The organism is Maribacter sp. C-4077 (genome assembly GCF_055378385.1).
On record NZ_AP038807.1, the window covers coordinates 2,538,784 to 2,557,640 of the forward strand.

Below are 18,857 nucleotides of genomic sequence, written 5' to 3' on the forward strand. Positions count from 1 at the left end.
TTGCGACAAGCTGACGAGATTTTCCTGAAATTTTTCTTTTCCAAATTCACAAGTAAACCAAAGGTTTCAACAAAAACGAAAAGCTGAGCTTTTAATGGCGTTGGCCGAGCGGCTATTTTGCATAACGGCAAATTATAGATACAGCCGAAAGGTTTGTCGTCTGGGTTGACAAAATTCGAAGTTTGAAATAAAATTTCTTCTGTGTGAAAAATTTTCTCGTAGCTTAAATTAAACAGGTTGATGACCCTGTTGCCACGTTGTATAAAAAGAATGCTTTCGAGGGATATTTTACATAATAGAATTATGACTTACAGCCGTCAAGTACCATTCCAGTAAAACAGCCTTTACATAATGGCTGACGATATGATTCGCTGGCGCGAAGGTCATATCTGCAATTATGTAAAATGCAAGCATGCGCCGTTTTGCACATTAGACCAATCTATATCATAATGTTTCGCGTTATGTAACTTTGCTTGGGTAAAGCAAAGTTTTCTGCACCAATCTCCCCCTAAATTTTTCTTCTAAAAGGTTTCTTCTCAAAAGGTAATGGAACACTTATTATGCGAACCGACGGTGCGAGGGGAGCGTAATGTGTGTGGAATGTTTTTTTGCTAAACAAACTAATTTGGTATGATTATCGTTTTATTTAAAAAAAGATCAATTCCCTAATTAGGTCAGTACTTACCTGTTGGCTCGGATTATTATTAATTTGAGAGTATAATGAAAAAAATAGCCTTAGTCCTTTTTTTAGTCTGTTATGCTGTTTACGCGCAACCTGGCCCTATGACTGGTACCTTGAGGTTTAAAGTTTACAAAGATGGTAATGAAGTTGACCTTTCAGAAAATCTTTGGAAAATAGAACCTAAAAATATCGTGCTATCTGAAAAACAACCGATTTATACTTATCCTGGTTTTTATCGGATAGTACCAGTTGCCACTCCCATGGGTGGTTTAGTGCGTGAGGACTTTTATTTGGATATTATTTTCAAAAAAGACACCATGCGAGTATTCTTACCCGTATTTACTTATTCTAATGTTATTCTTGATAGTATTCCTTTTAGCTCTGGTATTTATAAAATACCAAGCCATATCTACAATCTAATAGGTATTACAAATTCAAAATACAAGAATTACGTGCCCAAAATCAACGGGGACTGGAAATTATTCAAAAGTGACAGATACAAATGTTATATAGAAAAGGTTAAAGATTTGGACTTAATAAGTAGTGAGAATCATTATTCGGGATATAACGACAAATGGGATGAGCTAAGATATTACAAGGCAATGTTAAATATATCTTTTCGAAAGAATGTAATTATTTGGCATTACGATGATGCAGACTATGAAATTTATCAGGTAAAAAATGTCATGGATACTACATTTCTAGGAAACAAAATAAGGGATGACGATTTTGAGGTCAAGGCGCTGTTTATAGAAAATGATGATACATTCGGATTAATTCAGAAAACTTACTCAGGGATTACTTCCTCCGTAGAACGTTCTTATGGTATTTACAAACTCCATTTCGTTTCTAACGGTTTGGATGAAAGCTTTAAGAATGAACTAATAAAAAAACAAATTGAAGAGGATTATGAGGCAGCAATAAAGTTTATTAATATGAAAGATTATGACTGGAAAGAAAAACAATTGAACCTAGTAAGGGATAAATTTAAAAAATCAATGAAAAAGTTTGACAATTGAGTTCAAGTTCATCAAAATAATAAAAATTAGGATGAAAAGGTTTTTTACATTTTACATTCTATTGTTTCTTGCCTGTAACGGGCAAAAACCGAAAGGCGAATTCATTAAGTTCGACCCTAATGATACGACATACGATTTTGGCATCGTCAAAGAATCGGACACATTAAGAACCACGTTTGTTTTCAAAAACCAACTTGATTCCGAGCTAATTATCGAGAAGACTTTTACGAGCCGCAAAAACATGCAAATAATCGTCAAAGATTCGATACTTAAACCGAATGAAACTACGGAAGTTGAAATCACTTTTCTGACACACAACCTAAAAGGAAAACAAAAAGTACCAATTCGCTTAAAAACCAACAATAAAAGTCAAGAATATCTTAATTACTATATAACTGCGGAAATAAAGACACCCATGGCACTTGTTAGGTCTAATTTTTTTGACCTTATTCTTGAAAAGAAACATACTTCAGATTCACTTTCTAAAAAGAAATTTGATTTTTCAAAGAGATTCACAAAAAAAGAAATCGTCGCCCTTGATCTTGATTCCGCACAAATAGGCCCGAATGAGTATTACTTCCTCACCAATGAAAAATTTCTAAAAGAGCAAATTGATTCAATATCATTTTCGATTTATTACAGGCATTTATATGGCTACCAATTAGAAAAGATATTAAGGGTGGAGCGAAAAGATACTGTTGTTGATATTACGCTTTCGATGATTGGTGGAGATGGATTGGATGGTGATGAAACATCGACGGAATTTGAAAATGATTCCTTACTCAGAAAAACTTTTATAAAATCCATTGCATTAGCCGATGACCAATATTACATGGCTGATTGGATTGAGTCGATCGTGACTAAGTACATATATGATAACAAACTTAACATGAAGGTGTTCAAAAAGGATACTTTATATTCGAAAAAAGAGATCTTAATCGATAAAGTCACGGGGGAGAAAAATGTCCAATATGAGACCATCAAAAAGCTTGGCTCAATAAACGAAACTGAATTGTTTTATGGGTTTCATAATTCTTCATCTTCATATACTGATAGAGTTTCACTATACAAGAAGAAAGGTGAAGGATTGGTGAAATTAATAAATTTCGATTCTGGAGGCTCCCTATTGGACGAATCAAAATTGGTTTGGCTAAATCAACATCCGTTTGTTTATTTCAGTTTTTCCGAGACATCAGGACATTCGTATGGAACCTTATATTCAATTGACAAAACCATATCAAGCGCTAATGAAGTAACTTATGATTACGGGGATTCAAAAGTTGCCGATAGTTTAGAAGTACGGAACGGTGTCGGACCATTATTGGTTGAAACCAATAAGTTCTCTTCATTTTCATTACTGATTTCAAAAAATTCAGAAATTAGTTATGGTCTTACACGAGAATTTAAACTGGTCAAAATAGAGGACGATAAATTCGTGTTACAATTATTTAAGCAAAATATAAAAGAGCTTGAATAATAAAAGGTTGAATGGAGGCTTTTCGGCCTAAGAGAATTTTGGCGAAAACAATAGGGGAGAGGAGCGTTAAAAATTTTAGGGGGTCGGTATTAGCTTTTGTTAATTTTTAAAATGTTTCAAAAAGTTCAAGGTGGTCTTTAGGGTCAGCATGGATCCTAAAATTTAGCGACTGACCCGTACATTGTTTCCAAAATTATCTGTAAGCCTTGATTTTTTTGTTTCTTTTTTTATCAAGAAAAAAAGATAGAAATAAACGGTTACGGGTTAGACTGTTGAAATTCTATTTGATATAATGTTATAGGTATCTATAAAAGAAAGCTTAATCAGGGGAGTACTTTAGCAAGTGCACAGAAATTTACTCGCAGAGAAATTTTGTGCTTTTGCGATAAGCTGACGGAATGTTTGTGAAAAATTTGTTGAGGCAAGTTTGAAGCCAGACGAGAATTTGAAGGCAGCTAAAAGGTTTTGTTTTTTTTGGCGTTGGCGCGCGGCAATTTTACATAACGACTAATTATTAGTACAAATAATTTAGCCACGCGCTAGCGTACCGATTTTTTGGTTAATGGCCCTGTTCAAAATTTTAATAGAATGAATTCAGCTGAGGTATATTTTACATAATAGAATTATGACTTACGAATATAAATAAGCCCTACAGTAAAACGGCTTTGACATAATATCAATACCGAAATAATTCCCTTACGCGAAGTTATATCTGATATTATTTCAAATACGCTGTATACGCCGTTTTACAAAACTAACATGTTTGTATCATAATTTTTCTTATGTATAATAGAACCATAAAATTTGACGTATTTGGGGCTTTTAGAAAAGTAGGAATGGTTGCACGAATTGGTAAAAATCGAACAGTATTTTTAGAAAATGGTTCTATTCATTACACAGTTTCGATATAAATTATTTACAACAGTTGAACTTTCAGAATATGATATTTTCGAAAGGCCACTCTTTACAAATCTCACCTTTTATAAATAGATTATATTGAAAAGAAATTAATATCCTTTATAAAATTGGGCATGGTTTATTTGATTGGAATGATTCGATGGTACAGTTTAATACTGAAAATGCCCCCTATTTTGCCCCCTTAAAATTAAAAAACCCTTCAAAATCAGATGATTGAGAAGGGTTTCTGTACTCGAGGCGGGACTTGAACCCGCACGGGCAAATGCCCACAGGATTTTAAGTCCGGCGTGTCTACCAATTCCACCACTCGAGCAGGACTTATTATTTTAAACAAAAAACTCCACCAGGGGTGACTGAGCGGAGTTCAAGTCGAGCGAAAAACGGGATTCGAACCCGCGACCTCCACCTTGGCAAGGTGGCGCTCTACCAACTGAGCTATTTTCGCATTTTTCGAAAATCGCTTCAAGCAACTAAATCTTTGATAAAAAATCTAACGCTCTATTCCTATCCAATACGTATTGGAGAAATGGAATGCTATTTCGAATGTTTATAAGAACGTACATCTCCTAAAAGATGCGGATGCAAATTTAATACAATTCTATAAATGTCAAAGTAAAAAAAGCAAAACTATGGCTTTTCTTAGGAGGTGGCTTTCTTCTTTTTTGATAACAAGCGTTTTATCTCGTTCAATTTCATCAAAGCCTCTACAGGCGTCAGCGTATCAATGTCCAGATGCAGGATTTCTTCCTTGATTTCCTCCAGTAAAGGGTCGTCCAAATTGAAGAAACTGAGTTGCATATCATCGGGCACGGAGCTCATTTTTTCCGTAAGTTCCTCGCTGGAGTGGGATTTCTCCAATTTCTTGAGAATCTTATTTGCTTTTGCGATTACCTGCTGGGGCATGCCCGCCATTTTGGCTACGTGTATACCAAAGCTATGTTCGCTGCCGCCTGGTGTCAATTTTCTGAGGAACAATACGTTATCCTTTAGTTCCTTTACGGAGACATTGTAGTTTTTAATACGGTCAAAGGTGGCCGCCATTTCGTTCAATTCGTGGTAGTGCGTAGCAAATAGCGTCTTTGCCCTCGCTGGATGTTCGTGTAAATACTCCGAAATCGCCCAAGCGATGGATATGCCGTCATAGGTGCTAGTTCCCCTGCCAATTTCGTCCAAGAGGACCAAACTGCGTTCGGAAAGGTTGTTGAGGATGGAGGCGGTCTCGTTCATTTCTACCATAAAGGTCGATTCTCCCATCGATATGTTGTCACTGGCGCCTACACGGGTAAAAATTTTATCCACATAGCCAATTTGAGCAGCTTCCGCCGGCACAAAACTTCCCATTTGGGCCAAAAGCACGATAAGTGCCGTTTGTCTCAAAATGGCCGACTTACCGCTCATATTGGGGCCTGTAATCATGATAATCTGCTGGCCACTGCGATCTAAGGATATGTCATTGGCAATGTAGGCCTCCCCTAGCGGTAGTTGTTTTTCTATGACCGGATGGCGTCCGTTCTTAATGATAATGCCCGTAGAATCATTGAGTTCAGGGGCAACGTATTGATTTTCCTTTGCCAATTGGGTAAATCCGCAGAGACAGTCGAGCTGTGCGATCAAGTGCGCGTTGTTTTGAACGGGCTGTATGTATTCCTGCATCCACACGATCAACTGGGAGAAAAGTTGCTGCTCCAGAGAGTTGATACGTTCTTCCGCCCCTAAAATCTTGGACTCGTATTCCTTGAGTTCCTCCGTAATATAGCGCTCCGCATTGACCAAGGTCTGTTTACGTATCCAGGATTCCGGAACCTTGTTTTTGTGGGTGTTCCGGACTTCTATGTAATATCCAAAAACGTTGTTGGAAGCAATCTTAAGCGAGGAAATACCGGTAGCCTGTGTTTCGCGTTCCAGCATCTGGTCCAGATAGTCCTTCCCACGGGTTGCCAGTCCCCGTAGTTCGTCAAGTTCTTCGGAAAAACCTTCGGCAATGACATTTCCTTTTAAAATGTTTACGGGGGCTTCCTCGTTCAGCATTTCCTTGATCTTGTTTCGCAAAAGATCACAGGAATGCAATTTGTCCCCAATAAATGCCAATGCCTCGTTTTGGGAATTGCTGGTAAGCTGTTTTATAGGTACGACGGACTCCAAGGAATTCTTAAGCTGTACTACCTCCTTTGGATTTACCTTTCCAGTAGAAATCTTGGAAATGAGCCGTTCCAAATCGCCCATATGTTTGATGTTGGACTGTAATTTGTGAAGTATTTCCTCGTTTTCGAACAAGTGTTTTACAACCTGATGCCGACTCTTTATTTTTTGTACGTTTTTAAGTGGTAAGGCCAACCAGCGTTTTATCATTCTTCCTCCCATGGGCGAGAGCGTCCTATCGATAACATCCAACAGCGTAACGGCATTTTCGTTGTTGGAATGGTACAGTTCAAGGTTTTTTATGGTAAAGCGGTCCATCCAAATATACTCGTCCTCGGCGATACGCTGCAGGGTGTTGATATGCTGTAACTGCCTATGCTGGGTTTCGGATAGGTAATGCAATATTACCCCCGATGCAATTATACCCTGTTCCAAGTGGTCCACCCCAAAACCTTTCAGGGATTTGGTCTTAAAATGGTTGGTGAGATTTTCAAGGGCATAGTCTTCTTGATAGACCCAATCTTCCATGTAAAAGGTGTGGAAGCTAGTGCCAAAGATTTCGGCGAATTCCTTTTTATGCGATTTCGCGATAAGGATTTCATTGGGCGAGAAATTCTGTAAAAGTTTGTCCACCTGCTCTTCGTTTCCTTCCGAAGTCAAGAACTCCCCAGTGGAGATATCCGCAAAGGCAACCCCTATTTTTTTTCTTCCGAAGTGAACGGCACATAGAAAATTATTGCTTTTGGAATTTAGGATATCGTCGTTTAAGGCTACGCCCGGTGTTACCAACTCCGTGACCCCTCTTTTTACGATGGTCTTGGTCTGTTTGGGGTCCTCTAACTGGTCACAAATGGCCACACGTTGCCCGGCCTTCACCAATTTGGGCAGGTATGTGTTCAAGGAATGGTGGGGGAAACCGGCAAGTTCCGTCCGGTCACCGCCATTGTTTCTATGGGTAAGAATGATTCCCAGAATTTTGGATGCCTTTACGGCATCTTCCCCAAAAGTCTCGTAAAAATCGCCCACACGAAAGAGCAACAGTGCATCAGGATATTTGGTCTTGATGGTGTTGTACTGTTTCATCAAAGGGGTCACCTTTTTCGTATTTCCTTTCGCTGCCACGGGTTTCTACCTATTTTTGTCGATTCAACACGAATATATGGCATTCCCCATGCGATTTGAATTTTTGTTGATATTTACCGTCGATAGTTGAAAAGTATCATTATGAGAAAATTGAGGAACGAGGAACTGGAAAGACTGGATGTGGACGCGTTTAAGAAAACCGAAAAAATTCCGGTTTGTATCGTATTGGACAACATTCGAAGTCTGAACAATATTGGCTCCGTATTTAGAACCTCCGATGCCTTTTTGGTGGAAAAAATCTACCTCTGTGGTATTACCGCAAAACCGCCCCATAAGGACATCCATAAAACGGCCCTTGGCGCTACCGATAGTGTGGAGTGGGAGTATGTGGAAGAAATTACGGATTTGCTGCCAAGACTTGGTTCCCAGGGCTATCTAAAGTTGGCGATTGAGCAGGCGAAAGGTGCACGGATGCTTCATGAGTTTATGCCCCAAATAACGGGAAAGTATGCGCTGATTTTTGGTAACGAAGTGAAAGGGGTACAGCAGAAAGTAGTGGACGCCTGTGATTCCGTTTTGGAAATTCCCCAATTTGGAACCAAACATTCCTTGAATATCTCCGTGAGCGTGGGGGTGGTAATTTGGGATTTTTGGAGCAAACTTCAAAAATAAAAGCCCGGCATAACCGGGCCTTTCGTATAGTTTGAGTTAGTTAGTTTCTCAAAAGAGCCTACCAAGAAAGTAAATTCATTTCTATTGTGCAAGAAATTCGCCAAAATTGTGTTAATCCCTCTGTTGAAGTGCAAAGCTGGAAATACTTTCTAAGATGGTTTTGTAATCAGTTTGTTTATTTACAAAGTCAAGCTCGGAAACATCCATAATCAATTGGTTTTGTTGTGGATACGTCCTTAAAAAATTGAGATAACCGCGATTTATTTTCTCAAGATATTGGGCGTCGATGCCCATCTCGTAGTCTCTGCCCCGCATTTTGATCTGCTCCAAAAGTCGCTCCGTGGTCTGGTACAGATAGACGTATATTCTGGGTTTTTTGACCTCCTTGTACATGAAATTGAAAATCTTTCGGTAGAGATCAAATTCATCTTTTTGAAGGGTCACCTTGGCAAAGATGAGCGACTTGAAGATATCATAATCACTGACCATAAAATTCTTGAAAAGGTCGAATTGATTGGTATCGTCCATGTATTGCTGGTACCTATCGGCCAAAAAGGACATCTCCAATGGAAAGGCGTACCGCGACTTGTCCTTATAAAAATTTGGCAAAAACGGATTTTCGGCAAAACGTTCCAGAATCAGTTTGGCATTGAAATCCTCCGATATTTTTGTGGCCAAACTTGTTTTACCGGCACCTATATTTCCTTCAATAGCGAGAAACTGTACATCGGAAAACAACTCAATCCTATTTTTAAAGAGTTTGATGGGCAGCTTGGTAATCTCGCTCTTGTCCCTGGTTTCCTGTAACAAATTTCGGGTGTCCTTGTTTACGATGGGATGGTAGAATTGAGGGGCGATATCGGCCAAAGGTTTAAGTACGAATTTACGTTCCGCCATTCTGGGATGCGGAAGGGTCAATTGGTCCGTATCCACCACAAGGGTTTCATAATAAATGATGTCAAGGTCTATGTTCCTGCTTTGGTATCCAGATTCTAAACTTCTTTCACGCCCTAACTGTTTTTCAATGGCCAAAAGTTGCTCCAATACCTCCGCTGGTTTCAAGGTCGTTTGGGCTTCGAGACAGACATTGTAGAAATCATCAGACTCAAAACCCCATGAGGGCGTATTATAAACGCTCGATACAGCGGTGACGTCGCCAATACGCTCCCCAATCATGAATATTGCTTTTTGTAGGTTGTTGCGTTTTTGGCCCAGATTACTGCCTATGGAAAAATAAACTGTTTGGGATTCTGTCATAATATAATGGCAAAATAACTAAAACAAATTCACATTGGTTATCTTTGGAAGCTAATAAAAATTGCGTTTTCATGAAGTTTTTGAGAAACCTTTTAGCGGCAATTCTGGGTACCTTGATTGCTTTGGGAATAGTCTTTGTGATGTTTTTTGTATTCATCGCTTTGCTGGGCAGCGGTGATGATACCGTAAAAGTCAAGGACAATTCAGTTTTGGAAATACAACTGCAGCGACCCATAGCGGATTATACCGGTAGCAGCGAACTGAATCCGTTTTCAGGTCTTTTCGAGGAATCCCAAGGTTTGGACGAAATTCTTCAGGCAATAACGGTTGCCAAGGATGATGACAGGATAAAGGGCATAAGCATCAACAATAATTTTTTACTGGCCGGATTGGCCCAGACCCAAACACTTAGAAAAGTATTGGAAGACTTTAAGGAATCCGGGAAGTTCATATACGCCTACGGCGATTTTTATTCCCAGAAGGATTATTATTTGGCCAGTGTGGCGGATTCCGTTTTCTTGAATCCGGTAGGGGTAATGGATTTTAGGGGACTTTCTTCCGAAGTACTTTATTTTAAGGAATTACAGGAAAAAACAGGTGTGAAAATGGAGGTGATTCGGCACGGGAAATATAAAAGTGCCGTGGAGCCCTATTTGGAAAATGAAATGAGCGAGGCCAATAGGACCCAGATAAAGGAGCTGATCCAATCCCTTTGGGATTCCATGATAGACGATATTTCCATTGCTCGAGGGATTTCAACTTCGGACCTAAATACCATCGCGGACACCTTGGGCGGTAGGCTGCCCAAATATGCCAAACAAAACCGATTGATAGATAACGTTCTTTTTTATGATCAATACGAAAGCGTTATCGCCAAGGCACTCACCGAAGAAGAAAATGAGGATATCAATTATATATCCTTGGACGACTACACCCAATATTCCTCGAAAAAAGTAGTTAGGTCCGGAAACGATAAGATTGCGGTCATTTTTGCCCAAGGCGAAATCCTTTATGGTGAAGGTGGACCGGATATCATAGGTCAGGGAATTATCAACGAGGCCTTGATCAAGGCGCGGGAGGATGAAAAGGTAAAGGCAATCGTGCTTCGGGTAAATTCACCTGGAGGTAGTGCCCTAACTTCGGATATTATCTGGAGGGAAGTGGAACTGGCCAAGGAAGTGAAGCCCGTAGTGGTGTCCATGGGGAACGTGGCGGCCTCTGGCGGTTATTATATTGCGGCCGGAGCCGATAAGATTTTTGCCGAACCTACCACCATTACAGGATCGATCGGGGTTTTTGGAACGATTCCCAATATCGAAGGCCTGGCCAAGGACATCGGTATCAATGCGGAGCAAGTGGGTACCAATAAGAACTCGGTAGAGTATTCCCTATTTGAGCCTATGGGCGAGGCCTTTAGGAACCAAGTGCAGGAGAGTATCGAGGATACATATGAAACCTTTTTATCACGGGTTTCCAATGGCAGGAACATTTCCATGGCCCAGGCCGATAGCATTGCCCAGGGCAGGGTCTGGAGCGGTGTGGACGCACAACGATTGGGCTTGGTAGACGAGCTAGGTACGTTGGAAGATGCCATTGCAGCGGCCGCAGGCATGGCCAAAATAGAAAGTTACAGTATACGCAAATACCCCAAGTACAAATCGGGATTTGAGCGTTTTATGGAAGATATTTCCGGTGCCGGTGCGAAGATGAAGGAAAATATGATCAAGGAGGAAATCGGTGAGGAAACGTATCAAGTACTTAAAGACATTAAATCCTACATGAACCAAAAAGGCATCCAGGCCAGAATGCCCTTTACCCTGAACATCGATTAAAATGGTGCAAAAGGATAAATTGTTGGCCAGACGTATCTATTTGTACCTTGGTGCGCTGTTCATCACTTCGCTGGTAGTGTCCAATCTTATCTTTCAAAAGTTTTTCTATTGGAAGCCCTTTGGGGATCTTACCGTTTTTGGAGTTTCCCTGTTCGAAATTTCAGTAGGGGTGTTGCCCTATCCCATTACTTTTTTGATTACCGACTTGATATCCGAAATTTTTGGGCGAAAAAAGGCAAACCAGATCGTGACCGCCGGTATTTTCGCTTCATTTTTCTCCATGGGACTGGTGCTTTTGGCCGATGTGGCCCCTGCCATAGAATCGTCCCCATTGGATGATGCGATTTTTAGTCGGGTATTCGCGCTCTCGCCCATAGCGGTTTTGGCCTCAATGCTGGCGTATTTGGCGGCGCAGTACATTGATATTGCCATTTACCATTTCTGGAAAAAACTGACACGAGGAAAATACCTGTGGCTTCGGAACAATTTTTCCACTTTTCTGTCCCAATTTGTGGATACGTTCACGGTGGTAGGCTTGCTCTGCATATTTAAGGTCTTGCCATGGGACCTGTTTTTCGGCCTTGTGGTAAGCGGCTTCCTTTTTAAGATATTTATAGCATTGATCGACACCCCTTTCCTTTATTTCTTCGTATATATCATGCGGAAACGATTTAACCTCGCCATAGGTGAGGAAATCGACCTAGATGCATAATAATCGCGGTGGTTTTTGAGTTCTATCGGTAGCATCAATAATCGGTAGAAAAACGTCCATAATTCCCATGGATTTTCAATAAGTTGTTGAAAGAAATTGCTTTTTTAAATTAACATATGAAGAAGATATTAAAAATAGTGGGCATTATCCTTGTACTGATTATTGCCCTGTTGGTTTCCATACCTTTTTTTCTGGAAGCTAAAATTGGGGACATCATTAGGAACAATGTAAATAGTTCCGTTAACGCGACCTTGGATTTTTCCGATGCCAAATTGAGTCTCATCCGTAGTTTTCCCAATGCCGAGGTTAGCTTAAAGGACGTGAGCTTGGTGAACAAGGCTCCTTTTGAGGGCGACACTTTGTTTGCCTCCAAGGAAGTCTCATTGTCCATGGGCGTTATGCAATTGCTGAAATCCAGCGGGGAGCCCATATCCATTTCAAGGTTACAGGTGGACAAGGCGCTTTTACATATAAAGTTGGACGAAGCCGAAAATGCCAATTACGATATTGCCTTGGAGTCCGAAACAACGGGTGCCGAAACTGCATCGGATACTGAAGGTTTTTCCTTCAACATGGAATCCTACGAAATAAACGATTCCAAAATTTTGTATGATGATTTTTCCACGGGCATTCATTTGGAAATCGATGCAATGAACCATAAGGGAACCGGGGACCTTTCCCTGGCAACCTCGGAACTGGATACCCACACGGATGCCCTTGTTTCCTTTGAAATGGACAGCACCAATTATTTGAACAGTAACAAGGTGCGACTGGATGCCCTGATCGGAATCGATTTGAACGAAAACAAATATTCCTTTTTAAGGAACGAGGCACTGGTCAATCAACTTCCCTTGGTTTTCGAAGGTTTTGTGAAATTGAACGAGGACAACCAGGAAGTAGATATTAGTTTTAAGACACCGTCGTCCGATTTTAAAAATTTCTTGGCGGTCATTCCTGAAACGTATTCCAAGAATATTGAAAATGTGACGACCACGGGCGACTTTGTGGTGGAGGGCCGCTTTAACGGAATCGTGGACGAGGAGCATATTCCACAATTCAATATCAAGATCAATTCGAACAATGCTTCGTTCAAATACCCGGATTTGCCCAAAACGGTAAAAAATATATTCATCGATGTGGCGATAAACAATACTAGTGGCATTGTAGAGGAAACCTATGTAGATATCAACAGGGCATCTTTTATGATCGATGAAGATCAATTCAATATGACCTCAAAAATTTCCGAATTGATGGGAAATACCAAGGTCAATGCCCACCTGGACGGAAAAATGAACCTAGCCAATTTGGAGAAGGCATACCCCGTGCCTGCTGGACTCAGTTTAAAGGGACTTCTGAATGCCGATATCACCACGGCCTTTGACATGGAAACCATTGAAAGGAAGCAATATGAGAATACGAAAACGGAAGGGCAAATGACCCTGACCGATTTTGAATATAAATCTGAGGAAATCCCCAATCCGGTTGTGCTGAACGCCACATCGGTCGCATTCAACCCAAAGTCGGTTACGTTGCGCGAAATGAAGGGTTCCACGGGGCAAACGGATTTCCGGATTACAGGTACCATCAACAATTTTCTGGGCTATCTGTTCAATAATGAAAATGTGGAGGGCAACTTTGATCTGGTTTCAAACACCTTTGCCCTGAACGATTTTATGGTGGAGGATTCTGGGGAAACATCGGGAGAAACGGCCTCCCAAACTATGCCATCGGAAGAAAGAATCAAAATACCTTCCTTTTTGGATGCCAACTTTAATGCAAGGGCCAATACCGTTATCTATGATAATATTACACTCCGAGACGTTTCCGGAAACCTGAGGATAAAGGACGAAAAAGCGACCTTGAGCAATATGACATCCTCTTTGTTCGATGGTAAGGTCGCCTTTAACGGGGAGGTTTCCACAAAACAGGAAACCCCCACTTTTGCCATGCAGCTGGCTTTGGACCAATTGGAATTGCAAGAAAGCTTCCAGGCATTGGAATTGTTTCAGGCCTTGGCACCAGTGGCAAGAATTCTCAAGGGGAAATTCAGTTCCGATATTTCCCTTTCAGGTAATTTGACCGATGATTTTACGCCGGACCTACTTTCGTTGACCGGTAATATCCTCGCCGATGTAATCACAAGGGAAATCAGTACGGATAAGGCGCCGGTGCTATCCGCGTTGGATACCAAGTTGGATTTCATCGATTTGGAAAAACTGAGCTTGAAGGAATTGAAGACAAAACTGTCCTTTGAAAATGGGCTGGTCGCGGTAAAACCTTTCAGTATTCGATATCAGGACATAGAAATTAACGTGGACGGAAACCACACTTTTGACCAAAAAATGAATTACAAGGCCACTTTACAGGTTCCATCCAAATATTTGGGCAAGGACATAAATAACCTGATTGCGAGGATAGATGATCGTTCCCTGGATAGCCTAACCATTCCTGTTACGGCCAATATCGGTGGGGTTTACAATAGCCCGGAAATTACAACCGACTTGACATCGGGCATAAAAACATTGACCAACCAATTAATCGAGATAGAAAAGCAAAAATTGGTCAATAAAGGAAAGGATAAGGCCAAGGATTTGATAGGGGATATCTTATCCGGCTCAACCAAAAAGGATACCACCGGTCAGGATACCAAAACAGGAGCCAAGGAAGTATTGAGCGGTATCTTGGGTGGTTCCAAAAAAACGGATTCCACAAAAGTAAAAACGGATACGCTTTCTACACCACCTAAAAAGGAGGAAGCCGTGAAGGAGGCCGCCAAGGATGTGTTAAAAGGTCTTTTTGGAAAGAAAAAGACGGAAACGGAGGCTAAAAAGGATTCCGTTAACTAATGGTAAGGCCAATATAGTAGCCCTCACTTCCCCGGATATTGAACACGGTATTGTCCTCAAAAATGAGATACTGACCTTTAATTCCTTTAAGGATTCCTTGATATGTTGGGGTTTTGTCCAGGCTTAGGCTCTTGACCTTCTCCGGAAATCGTAATACGGGGAATTCCAAATTGGTTTCCGTATTGTTTTCAATGAAATAGGGCAGGGCCTCTGGTGGAATATAGGACCTAAGGGTATTGCGCCACGCTACCAAATCCTGATCTTCGATATCATTGGTGAGCATTTTGCGCCAGTTGGTTTTATCGGATACATGGTCTTTGAGTGCAACCTCCGTAATACCTGCCAAATACCTGTTGGGCACTTCCACGATTTCAATCGCTTCATGCGCCCCTTGATCGATCCATCGTGTGGGAATCTGGGTCTTTCTCGTAACTCCCACTTTTATATTGCTGGAATTCGCCAAATAAACAATGTGGGGCTGCAATTGCACTTTTTTCTCGTATTCCAGATCGCGGTCCTCTTGATTCAAATGCGCGGTGCTTAGTTCGGGTCGCATTATCCAATCGCCCGCAGCGGGAATGTCAAAAAAGCAGGATCTACAAAAGCCTTGGCGATAAATGGGTCGGTCATTACCGCAGTTGAGACATTGGTGTTTAATGAGGTTAATTTGCAATTGGCAGTCCAGTACTTGGTTCATATTCAGAAAGTCCGATTCAAATACCAAATAATACTGGATGGGACTTGCCATTTCCGTCTGCATTTTTTTTAGGACACCTTCGTATTGCATTGTTAACTCTATTAAAACTTCAATTTGAAAATGATGGGGATATACCCTAATTTTAGATGTTAAAGATACCCAAAAATGTCCATTCCACTTTTCAATTCCATCGCCTCTTGGTTACTTAAAAAGCGCTATCACCAGATAGAACTTTTCCTAAAGTATCCAGAGGAGGTACAGGAAGAGGTATTGTTGAACCTGTTGGAATTTGCAGAGGACACTGAAATTGGACGGCATTATGATTTTGGGTCCATAAACAATTATGAGAAATATAAGGAGCGACTTCCAGTGGTATCCTACGAGGAAGTGGAACCCATCATAGAGAGGACCAGAAAAGGGGAACAGAACTTGTTCTGGCCCACTACCGTAAAGCTGTTTGCAAAGAGCAGCGGAACCACCAATGCCAAAAGCAAATTTATACCAGTAAGTTCAGAGGCCTTGGAGGACTGTCATTATAAATCTGGAAAGGACTTGTTATGCCTGTATCTAAACAATAACGAGGATTCACAATTGTTTACAGGCAAGAGTCTACGTTTGGGGGGCAGTAAGGAGTTGTATGAGGACAATGGTTCTTTTTTTGGAGATTTGTCCGCCATCTTGATCGACAATATGCCTCTTTGGGCGGAATTTAGTAGTACCCCAAGCAATAAGGTTTCCTTGATGAGCGAGTGGGAGACCAAGCTTGGCGCCATTATTAAGGAAAGCGTTCAGGAAAATGTGACCAGTTTGGCCGGCGTTCCTTCCTGGATGTTGGTTTTGTTGAACAATGTTTTACAGGAAACGGGCAAGGAACACCTATTTCAGGTTTGGGAGAACCTTGAGGTCTATTTTCATGGGGGTGTAAGTTTTAGCCCGTATAGGGAACAGTATAAGAGTCTCTTGCCGCGAAAGAATTTTCGGTATTATGAGATATACAATGCATCGGAAGGGTTCTTTGCCATTCAGGACCGGAATAATGCTGAAGATCTTTTGTTGATGTTGGATTACGGGATTTTCTACGAGTTCATCCCTATGGATATCTATGGAACTGAACAGCAGGAATGCATTCCATTATGGGAAGTGGAAATTGGTAAGAACTACGCCATCGTGATTACTACCAATTCGGGTTTATGGCGTTATAAGATCGGGGATACTGTCCGTTTTACATCCAAGAGCCCCTATAGGATTCGGATAACAGGAAGGACCAAGCATCACATCAATGTTTTTGGCGAGGAATTGATAATTGAAAATGCCGAAGAAGCCCTAAAAATGGTATGTCTAAAAACCAGGACTGAAATAAAGGACTATACCGCAGGACCTATTTTCATGAACGGAAAGAAGAAGGGATCGCACGAATGGATAATCGAGTTTAGAAAGGCACCGGAAGATTTAAATTATTTTACGGAATTACTGGATAACGCTTTAAAGTCCCTGAACTCAGATTACGAGGCGAAGCGCTATAACAACATTACCCTTGAGATACCCAAGGTCCATGTGGCTCGGGAAAACCTGTTTTATGATTGGTTAAAAATCAATGATAAATTGGGAGGACAGCATAAAATTCCAAGGCTAAGTAATAGGAGGGACTATATTGAACAGTTACTACGAATGAGCAGTAGTTAGAAGAAAAATCCAAGTTTCTTATATGACCGGAATTTTTAATTTTTTAATGATTGCTGGTGCCATACAGGGATTCATATTTAACGTAGTGACTTTTATGTCTCGCAGGAAAATTGAAAAACCTGTACTGTTTCTGAACTTATTCGTTCTTTTTCTATCACTCAATAATGTACAGTCATGGTTTCTTGAAAAGTACTTTTTTATCTCAGAATCTGAATGGATACATTATACATTACCATGGTATGTTTTAATCGTTCCCATGTTTTATGCTTTTTTGGTAAACTACCTAAAAATTGAAGATAAGGTCAAATCTTATATAAGATTATCCATATTGCTTTTTTGTATACAGTTATTTGTTCGATTGTTGGTCATTTTTATGGCAAGTAACTCTGTCTGGTCCATACCTACTCTTGTTTTATATAATAACCTGGAGGATTCCGTAACGCTTTTGTACTCTTTATTTCTATTTGTTAAATCGGCTCATATTGTTTTTGGTAACAACCATGATATTTCACCTATTATTGATTTTGATGACCTAAATTGGTTAAAAGGATTCTTTTATCTGGGAATTGGTGTTTTTTTACTATGGTCATTGGCTATTTTATTCAATACTACCGAGCTCGTTCAAAAGCCCTATAGTTATTATCCCTTGAGGCTGGCATCTTCAATTTTGATTTACTGGGTAGGTTATCAAGCCTTTTTTAGGTATATGGTTCTAAAAGACAGGATTGTACTTAGAAAAGAAGTGCGTAAGAAGAGTAGTGGCGTAGGTCCAGATTTTGCAGAAACTAATAAGGGGGCATTGACATTTGCGGAAATTGAACATTATATTTTGAATGAACAGGAATATCTCGATCCTTATCTAAGTTTGGAAAGGCTATCTGGTAAAGTTGGGAAGAGTGTGAGTACTGTTTCCAAAATAATGAACACGTATACGGATAGTAATTTCACAGATTATATTAATAGGTATCGGGTAGAAGAGGCGAAGAAACAATTGTCAAATCCCAAATTTTTCAACTACACTATTGCCTCAATTGGATTGGAGTGCGGGTTTAATTCCAAATCAACCTTTTATGTGGCCTTTAAAAAGTTCACAGGTTTGACGCCTACTGAATATCGGTCAAAGATTGGGTCCTAGATTAGTTTGTCCTGTTTTTTCGCAAATGGGGGATTTCGGACATCCGAAATATCAGGTTTTCTAGTTTTGCTGAAACGTTAAATGTTAACTATGAAAACTTGGGTCACCATTTTTTTTGTTTTTGCTTTTACATTGGCTTTAGGGCAGAGCAATTTGGTTTATTTGGAACTGGGAGGAAACGCAGGTGTGGTATCCCTTAATTATGAGCGTAGTTTTCAAAGAGCAAATAATTTAGGTATTAGGGTAGGACTGGGGATTTCTTTTTTTGAATTTGAGGAGGAGATAAGTTCAAATTCTATGTCCGAATGTATAGGATGTGGTGTATTCAGCGGTTTGCCAAAAACTTCTCTTAGCATTCCTTTTTCCATTCAGTATCCTATCAACTTAGGAAATAACAATTATTTGGAAGCTGGTGTTGGCAGTACAGGGCAAATATCGAATAAGTCCATCCTTGTTCAGTATGGCTCCTTGTTTTTTAAAAGGCATTTTGGGGAAAATAGAAAGTGGATATGGAAAGTTGGACTAACTCCAATTCTAGGGGTAGTGGGTAATAATTTGGATAAAGATTCCGAATCCACCATTTGGTTTGGAGCTTCTTTAGGAAAAAGATTCTAAAGTTGAGAGGAAAACAACTAACAATTTTTAGGACCATCTTAATGTTAATTACTTCAATAACAATTCATTAAGATACTGAGAAGGCAATTT

General features: G+C 40.3%; 12 protein-coding genes and 2 tRNA genes. 9 read left to right on the forward strand and 5 right to left on the reverse strand.

What is annotated here, in order from left to right:
* Positions 1 to 720: 720 nt before the first annotated feature.
* Positions 721 to 1,701 carry a hypothetical protein gene (locus ACZ41C_RS10835; protein ID WP_464561359.1) on the forward strand — a complete coding sequence of 327 codons (981 nt, stop codon included), beginning with the start codon at positions 721 to 723 and terminating at the stop codon, positions 1,699 to 1,701.
* Positions 1,702 to 1,732: 31 nt separating this feature from the next.
* A complete protein-coding gene (locus ACZ41C_RS10840; RefSeq protein ID WP_464561361.1) occupies positions 1,733 to 3,178 on the forward strand; it encodes a DUF1573 domain-containing protein in 1,446 nt (481 codons plus the stop codon).
* Between the two features lie 1,147 nt (positions 3,179 to 4,325).
* Here ACZ41C_RS10840 and ACZ41C_RS10845 read toward each other — a convergent pair.
* The 3 genes from ACZ41C_RS10845 to mutS all read right to left on the reverse strand — a co-directional run bounded on the left by ACZ41C_RS10845 (position 4,326) and on the right by mutS (position 7,318).
* A tRNA-Leu gene (locus ACZ41C_RS10845) sits at positions 4,326 to 4,409 on the reverse strand.
* A gap of 59 nt (positions 4,410 to 4,468) precedes the next feature.
* Positions 4,469 to 4,541: transfer RNA gene (locus ACZ41C_RS10850), tRNA-Gly, on the reverse strand.
* A 194-nt stretch (positions 4,542 to 4,735) separates the two neighbouring features.
* Entirely contained in the window at positions 4,736 to 7,318 is a 2,583-nt protein-coding gene (gene mutS, locus ACZ41C_RS10855; protein ID WP_464565748.1) for a DNA mismatch repair protein MutS, read from the reverse strand.
* A gap of 141 nt (positions 7,319 to 7,459) precedes the next feature.
* Between mutS and ACZ41C_RS10860 the strand changes: the two genes are divergently transcribed.
* The gene (locus ACZ41C_RS10860; RefSeq protein WP_464561363.1) at positions 7,460 to 7,990 is read left to right on the forward strand and encodes an RNA methyltransferase; all 531 of its coding nucleotides are present in this window, start codon (positions 7,460 to 7,462) and stop codon (positions 7,988 to 7,990) included.
* Positions 7,991 to 8,101: 111 nt separating this feature from the next.
* Here the strand turns inward: ACZ41C_RS10860 and folK are convergent, their stop codons facing one another.
* Positions 8,102 to 9,247, reverse strand: coding sequence for a 2-amino-4-hydroxy-6-hydroxymethyldihydropteridine diphosphokinase (gene folK / locus ACZ41C_RS10865; RefSeq protein ID WP_464561365.1), 1,146 nt, complete (start codon positions 9,245 to 9,247; stop codon positions 8,102 to 8,104).
* Positions 9,248 to 9,318: 71 nt separating this feature from the next.
* Here folK and sppA point away from each other — a divergent pair, with 71 nt between their 5' ends.
* The 3 genes from sppA (at position 9,319) to ACZ41C_RS10880 (ending at position 14,637) form a co-directional block, all read left to right on the forward strand.
* Positions 9,319 to 11,079, forward strand: a complete 1,761-nt coding sequence (gene sppA, locus ACZ41C_RS10870; RefSeq protein WP_464561367.1) for a signal peptide peptidase SppA — start codon at positions 9,319 to 9,321, stop codon at positions 11,077 to 11,079.
* A 1-nt stretch (position 11,080) separates the two neighbouring features.
* Positions 11,081 to 11,791, forward strand: a complete 711-nt coding sequence (locus ACZ41C_RS10875; protein WP_272636321.1) for a queuosine precursor transporter — start codon at positions 11,081 to 11,083, stop codon at positions 11,789 to 11,791.
* A 116-nt stretch (positions 11,792 to 11,907) separates the two neighbouring features.
* Positions 11,908 to 14,637, forward strand: coding sequence for an AsmA family protein (locus tag ACZ41C_RS10880; RefSeq protein WP_464561369.1), 2,730 nt, complete (start codon positions 11,908 to 11,910; stop codon positions 14,635 to 14,637).
* On the opposite strand, the gene ACZ41C_RS10885 is transcribed toward ACZ41C_RS10880, so the two are convergent.
* Positions 14,630 to 15,424, reverse strand: coding sequence for a DUF2797 domain-containing protein (locus ACZ41C_RS10885; protein ID WP_464561371.1), 795 nt, complete (start codon positions 15,422 to 15,424; stop codon positions 14,630 to 14,632). The two genes, ACZ41C_RS10880 and ACZ41C_RS10885, sit on opposite strands and share 8 nt — an antisense overlap.
* A gap of 75 nt (positions 15,425 to 15,499) precedes the next feature.
* Between ACZ41C_RS10885 and ACZ41C_RS10890 the strand changes: the two genes are divergently transcribed.
* The 3 genes from ACZ41C_RS10890 to ACZ41C_RS10900 all read left to right on the forward strand — a co-directional run bounded on the left by ACZ41C_RS10890 (position 15,500) and on the right by ACZ41C_RS10900 (position 18,767).
* Positions 15,500 to 17,017: a GH3 auxin-responsive promoter family protein gene (locus ACZ41C_RS10890; RefSeq protein WP_138259055.1), complete on the forward strand. Its 1,518-nt coding sequence runs from the start codon at positions 15,500 to 15,502 to the stop codon at positions 17,015 to 17,017.
* Between the two features lie 373 nt (positions 17,018 to 17,390).
* On the forward strand, positions 17,391 to 18,152 hold the full coding sequence (locus tag ACZ41C_RS10895; RefSeq protein ID WP_464561373.1) for a helix-turn-helix domain-containing protein: 762 nt from the start codon (positions 17,391 to 17,393) through the stop codon (positions 18,150 to 18,152).
* 90 nt (positions 18,153 to 18,242) lie between these two features.
* Positions 18,243 to 18,767, forward strand: a complete 525-nt coding sequence (locus tag ACZ41C_RS10900; RefSeq protein ID WP_464561375.1) for a hypothetical protein — start codon at positions 18,243 to 18,245, stop codon at positions 18,765 to 18,767.
* Positions 18,768 to 18,857 lie beyond the last annotated feature (90 nt).

What these genes read in the sequence shown, in the direction of transcription:
- ACZ41C_RS10890 (WP_138259055.1), top strand. Translation starts at nt 15,500, where the DNA reads ATGTCCATTCCACTTTTCAATTCCATCGCCTCTTGGTTACTTAAAAAG.
- mutS (WP_464565748.1), bottom strand. Translation starts at nt 7,318, where the DNA reads ATGAAACAGTACAACACCATCAAGACCAAATATCCTGATGCACTGTTG.
- ACZ41C_RS10835 (WP_464561359.1), top strand. Translation starts at nt 721, where the DNA reads ATGAAAAAAATAGCCTTAGTCCTTTTTTTAGTCTGTTATGCTGTTTAC.
- ACZ41C_RS10880 (WP_464561369.1), top strand. Translation starts at nt 11,908, where the DNA reads ATGAAGAAGATATTAAAAATAGTGGGCATTATCCTTGTACTGATTATT.
- ACZ41C_RS10860 (WP_464561363.1), top strand. Translation starts at nt 7,460, where the DNA reads ATGAGAAAATTGAGGAACGAGGAACTGGAAAGACTGGATGTGGACGCG.
- sppA (WP_464561367.1), top strand. Translation starts at nt 9,319, where the DNA reads ATGAAGTTTTTGAGAAACCTTTTAGCGGCAATTCTGGGTACCTTGATT.
- ACZ41C_RS10895 (WP_464561373.1), top strand. Translation starts at nt 17,391, where the DNA reads ATGGCAAGTAACTCTGTCTGGTCCATACCTACTCTTGTTTTATATAAT.
- ACZ41C_RS10875 (WP_272636321.1), top strand. Translation starts at nt 11,081, where the DNA reads ATGGTGCAAAAGGATAAATTGTTGGCCAGACGTATCTATTTGTACCTT.
- ACZ41C_RS10900 (WP_464561375.1), top strand. Translation starts at nt 18,243, where the DNA reads ATGAAAACTTGGGTCACCATTTTTTTTGTTTTTGCTTTTACATTGGCT.
- ACZ41C_RS10885 (WP_464561371.1), bottom strand. Translation starts at nt 15,424, where the DNA reads ATGCAATACGAAGGTGTCCTAAAAAAAATGCAGACGGAAATGGCAAGT.
- folK (WP_464561365.1), bottom strand. Translation starts at nt 9,247, where the DNA reads ATGACAGAATCCCAAACAGTTTATTTTTCCATAGGCAGTAATCTGGGC.
- ACZ41C_RS10840 (WP_464561361.1), top strand. Translation starts at nt 1,733, where the DNA reads ATGAAAAGGTTTTTTACATTTTACATTCTATTGTTTCTTGCCTGTAAC.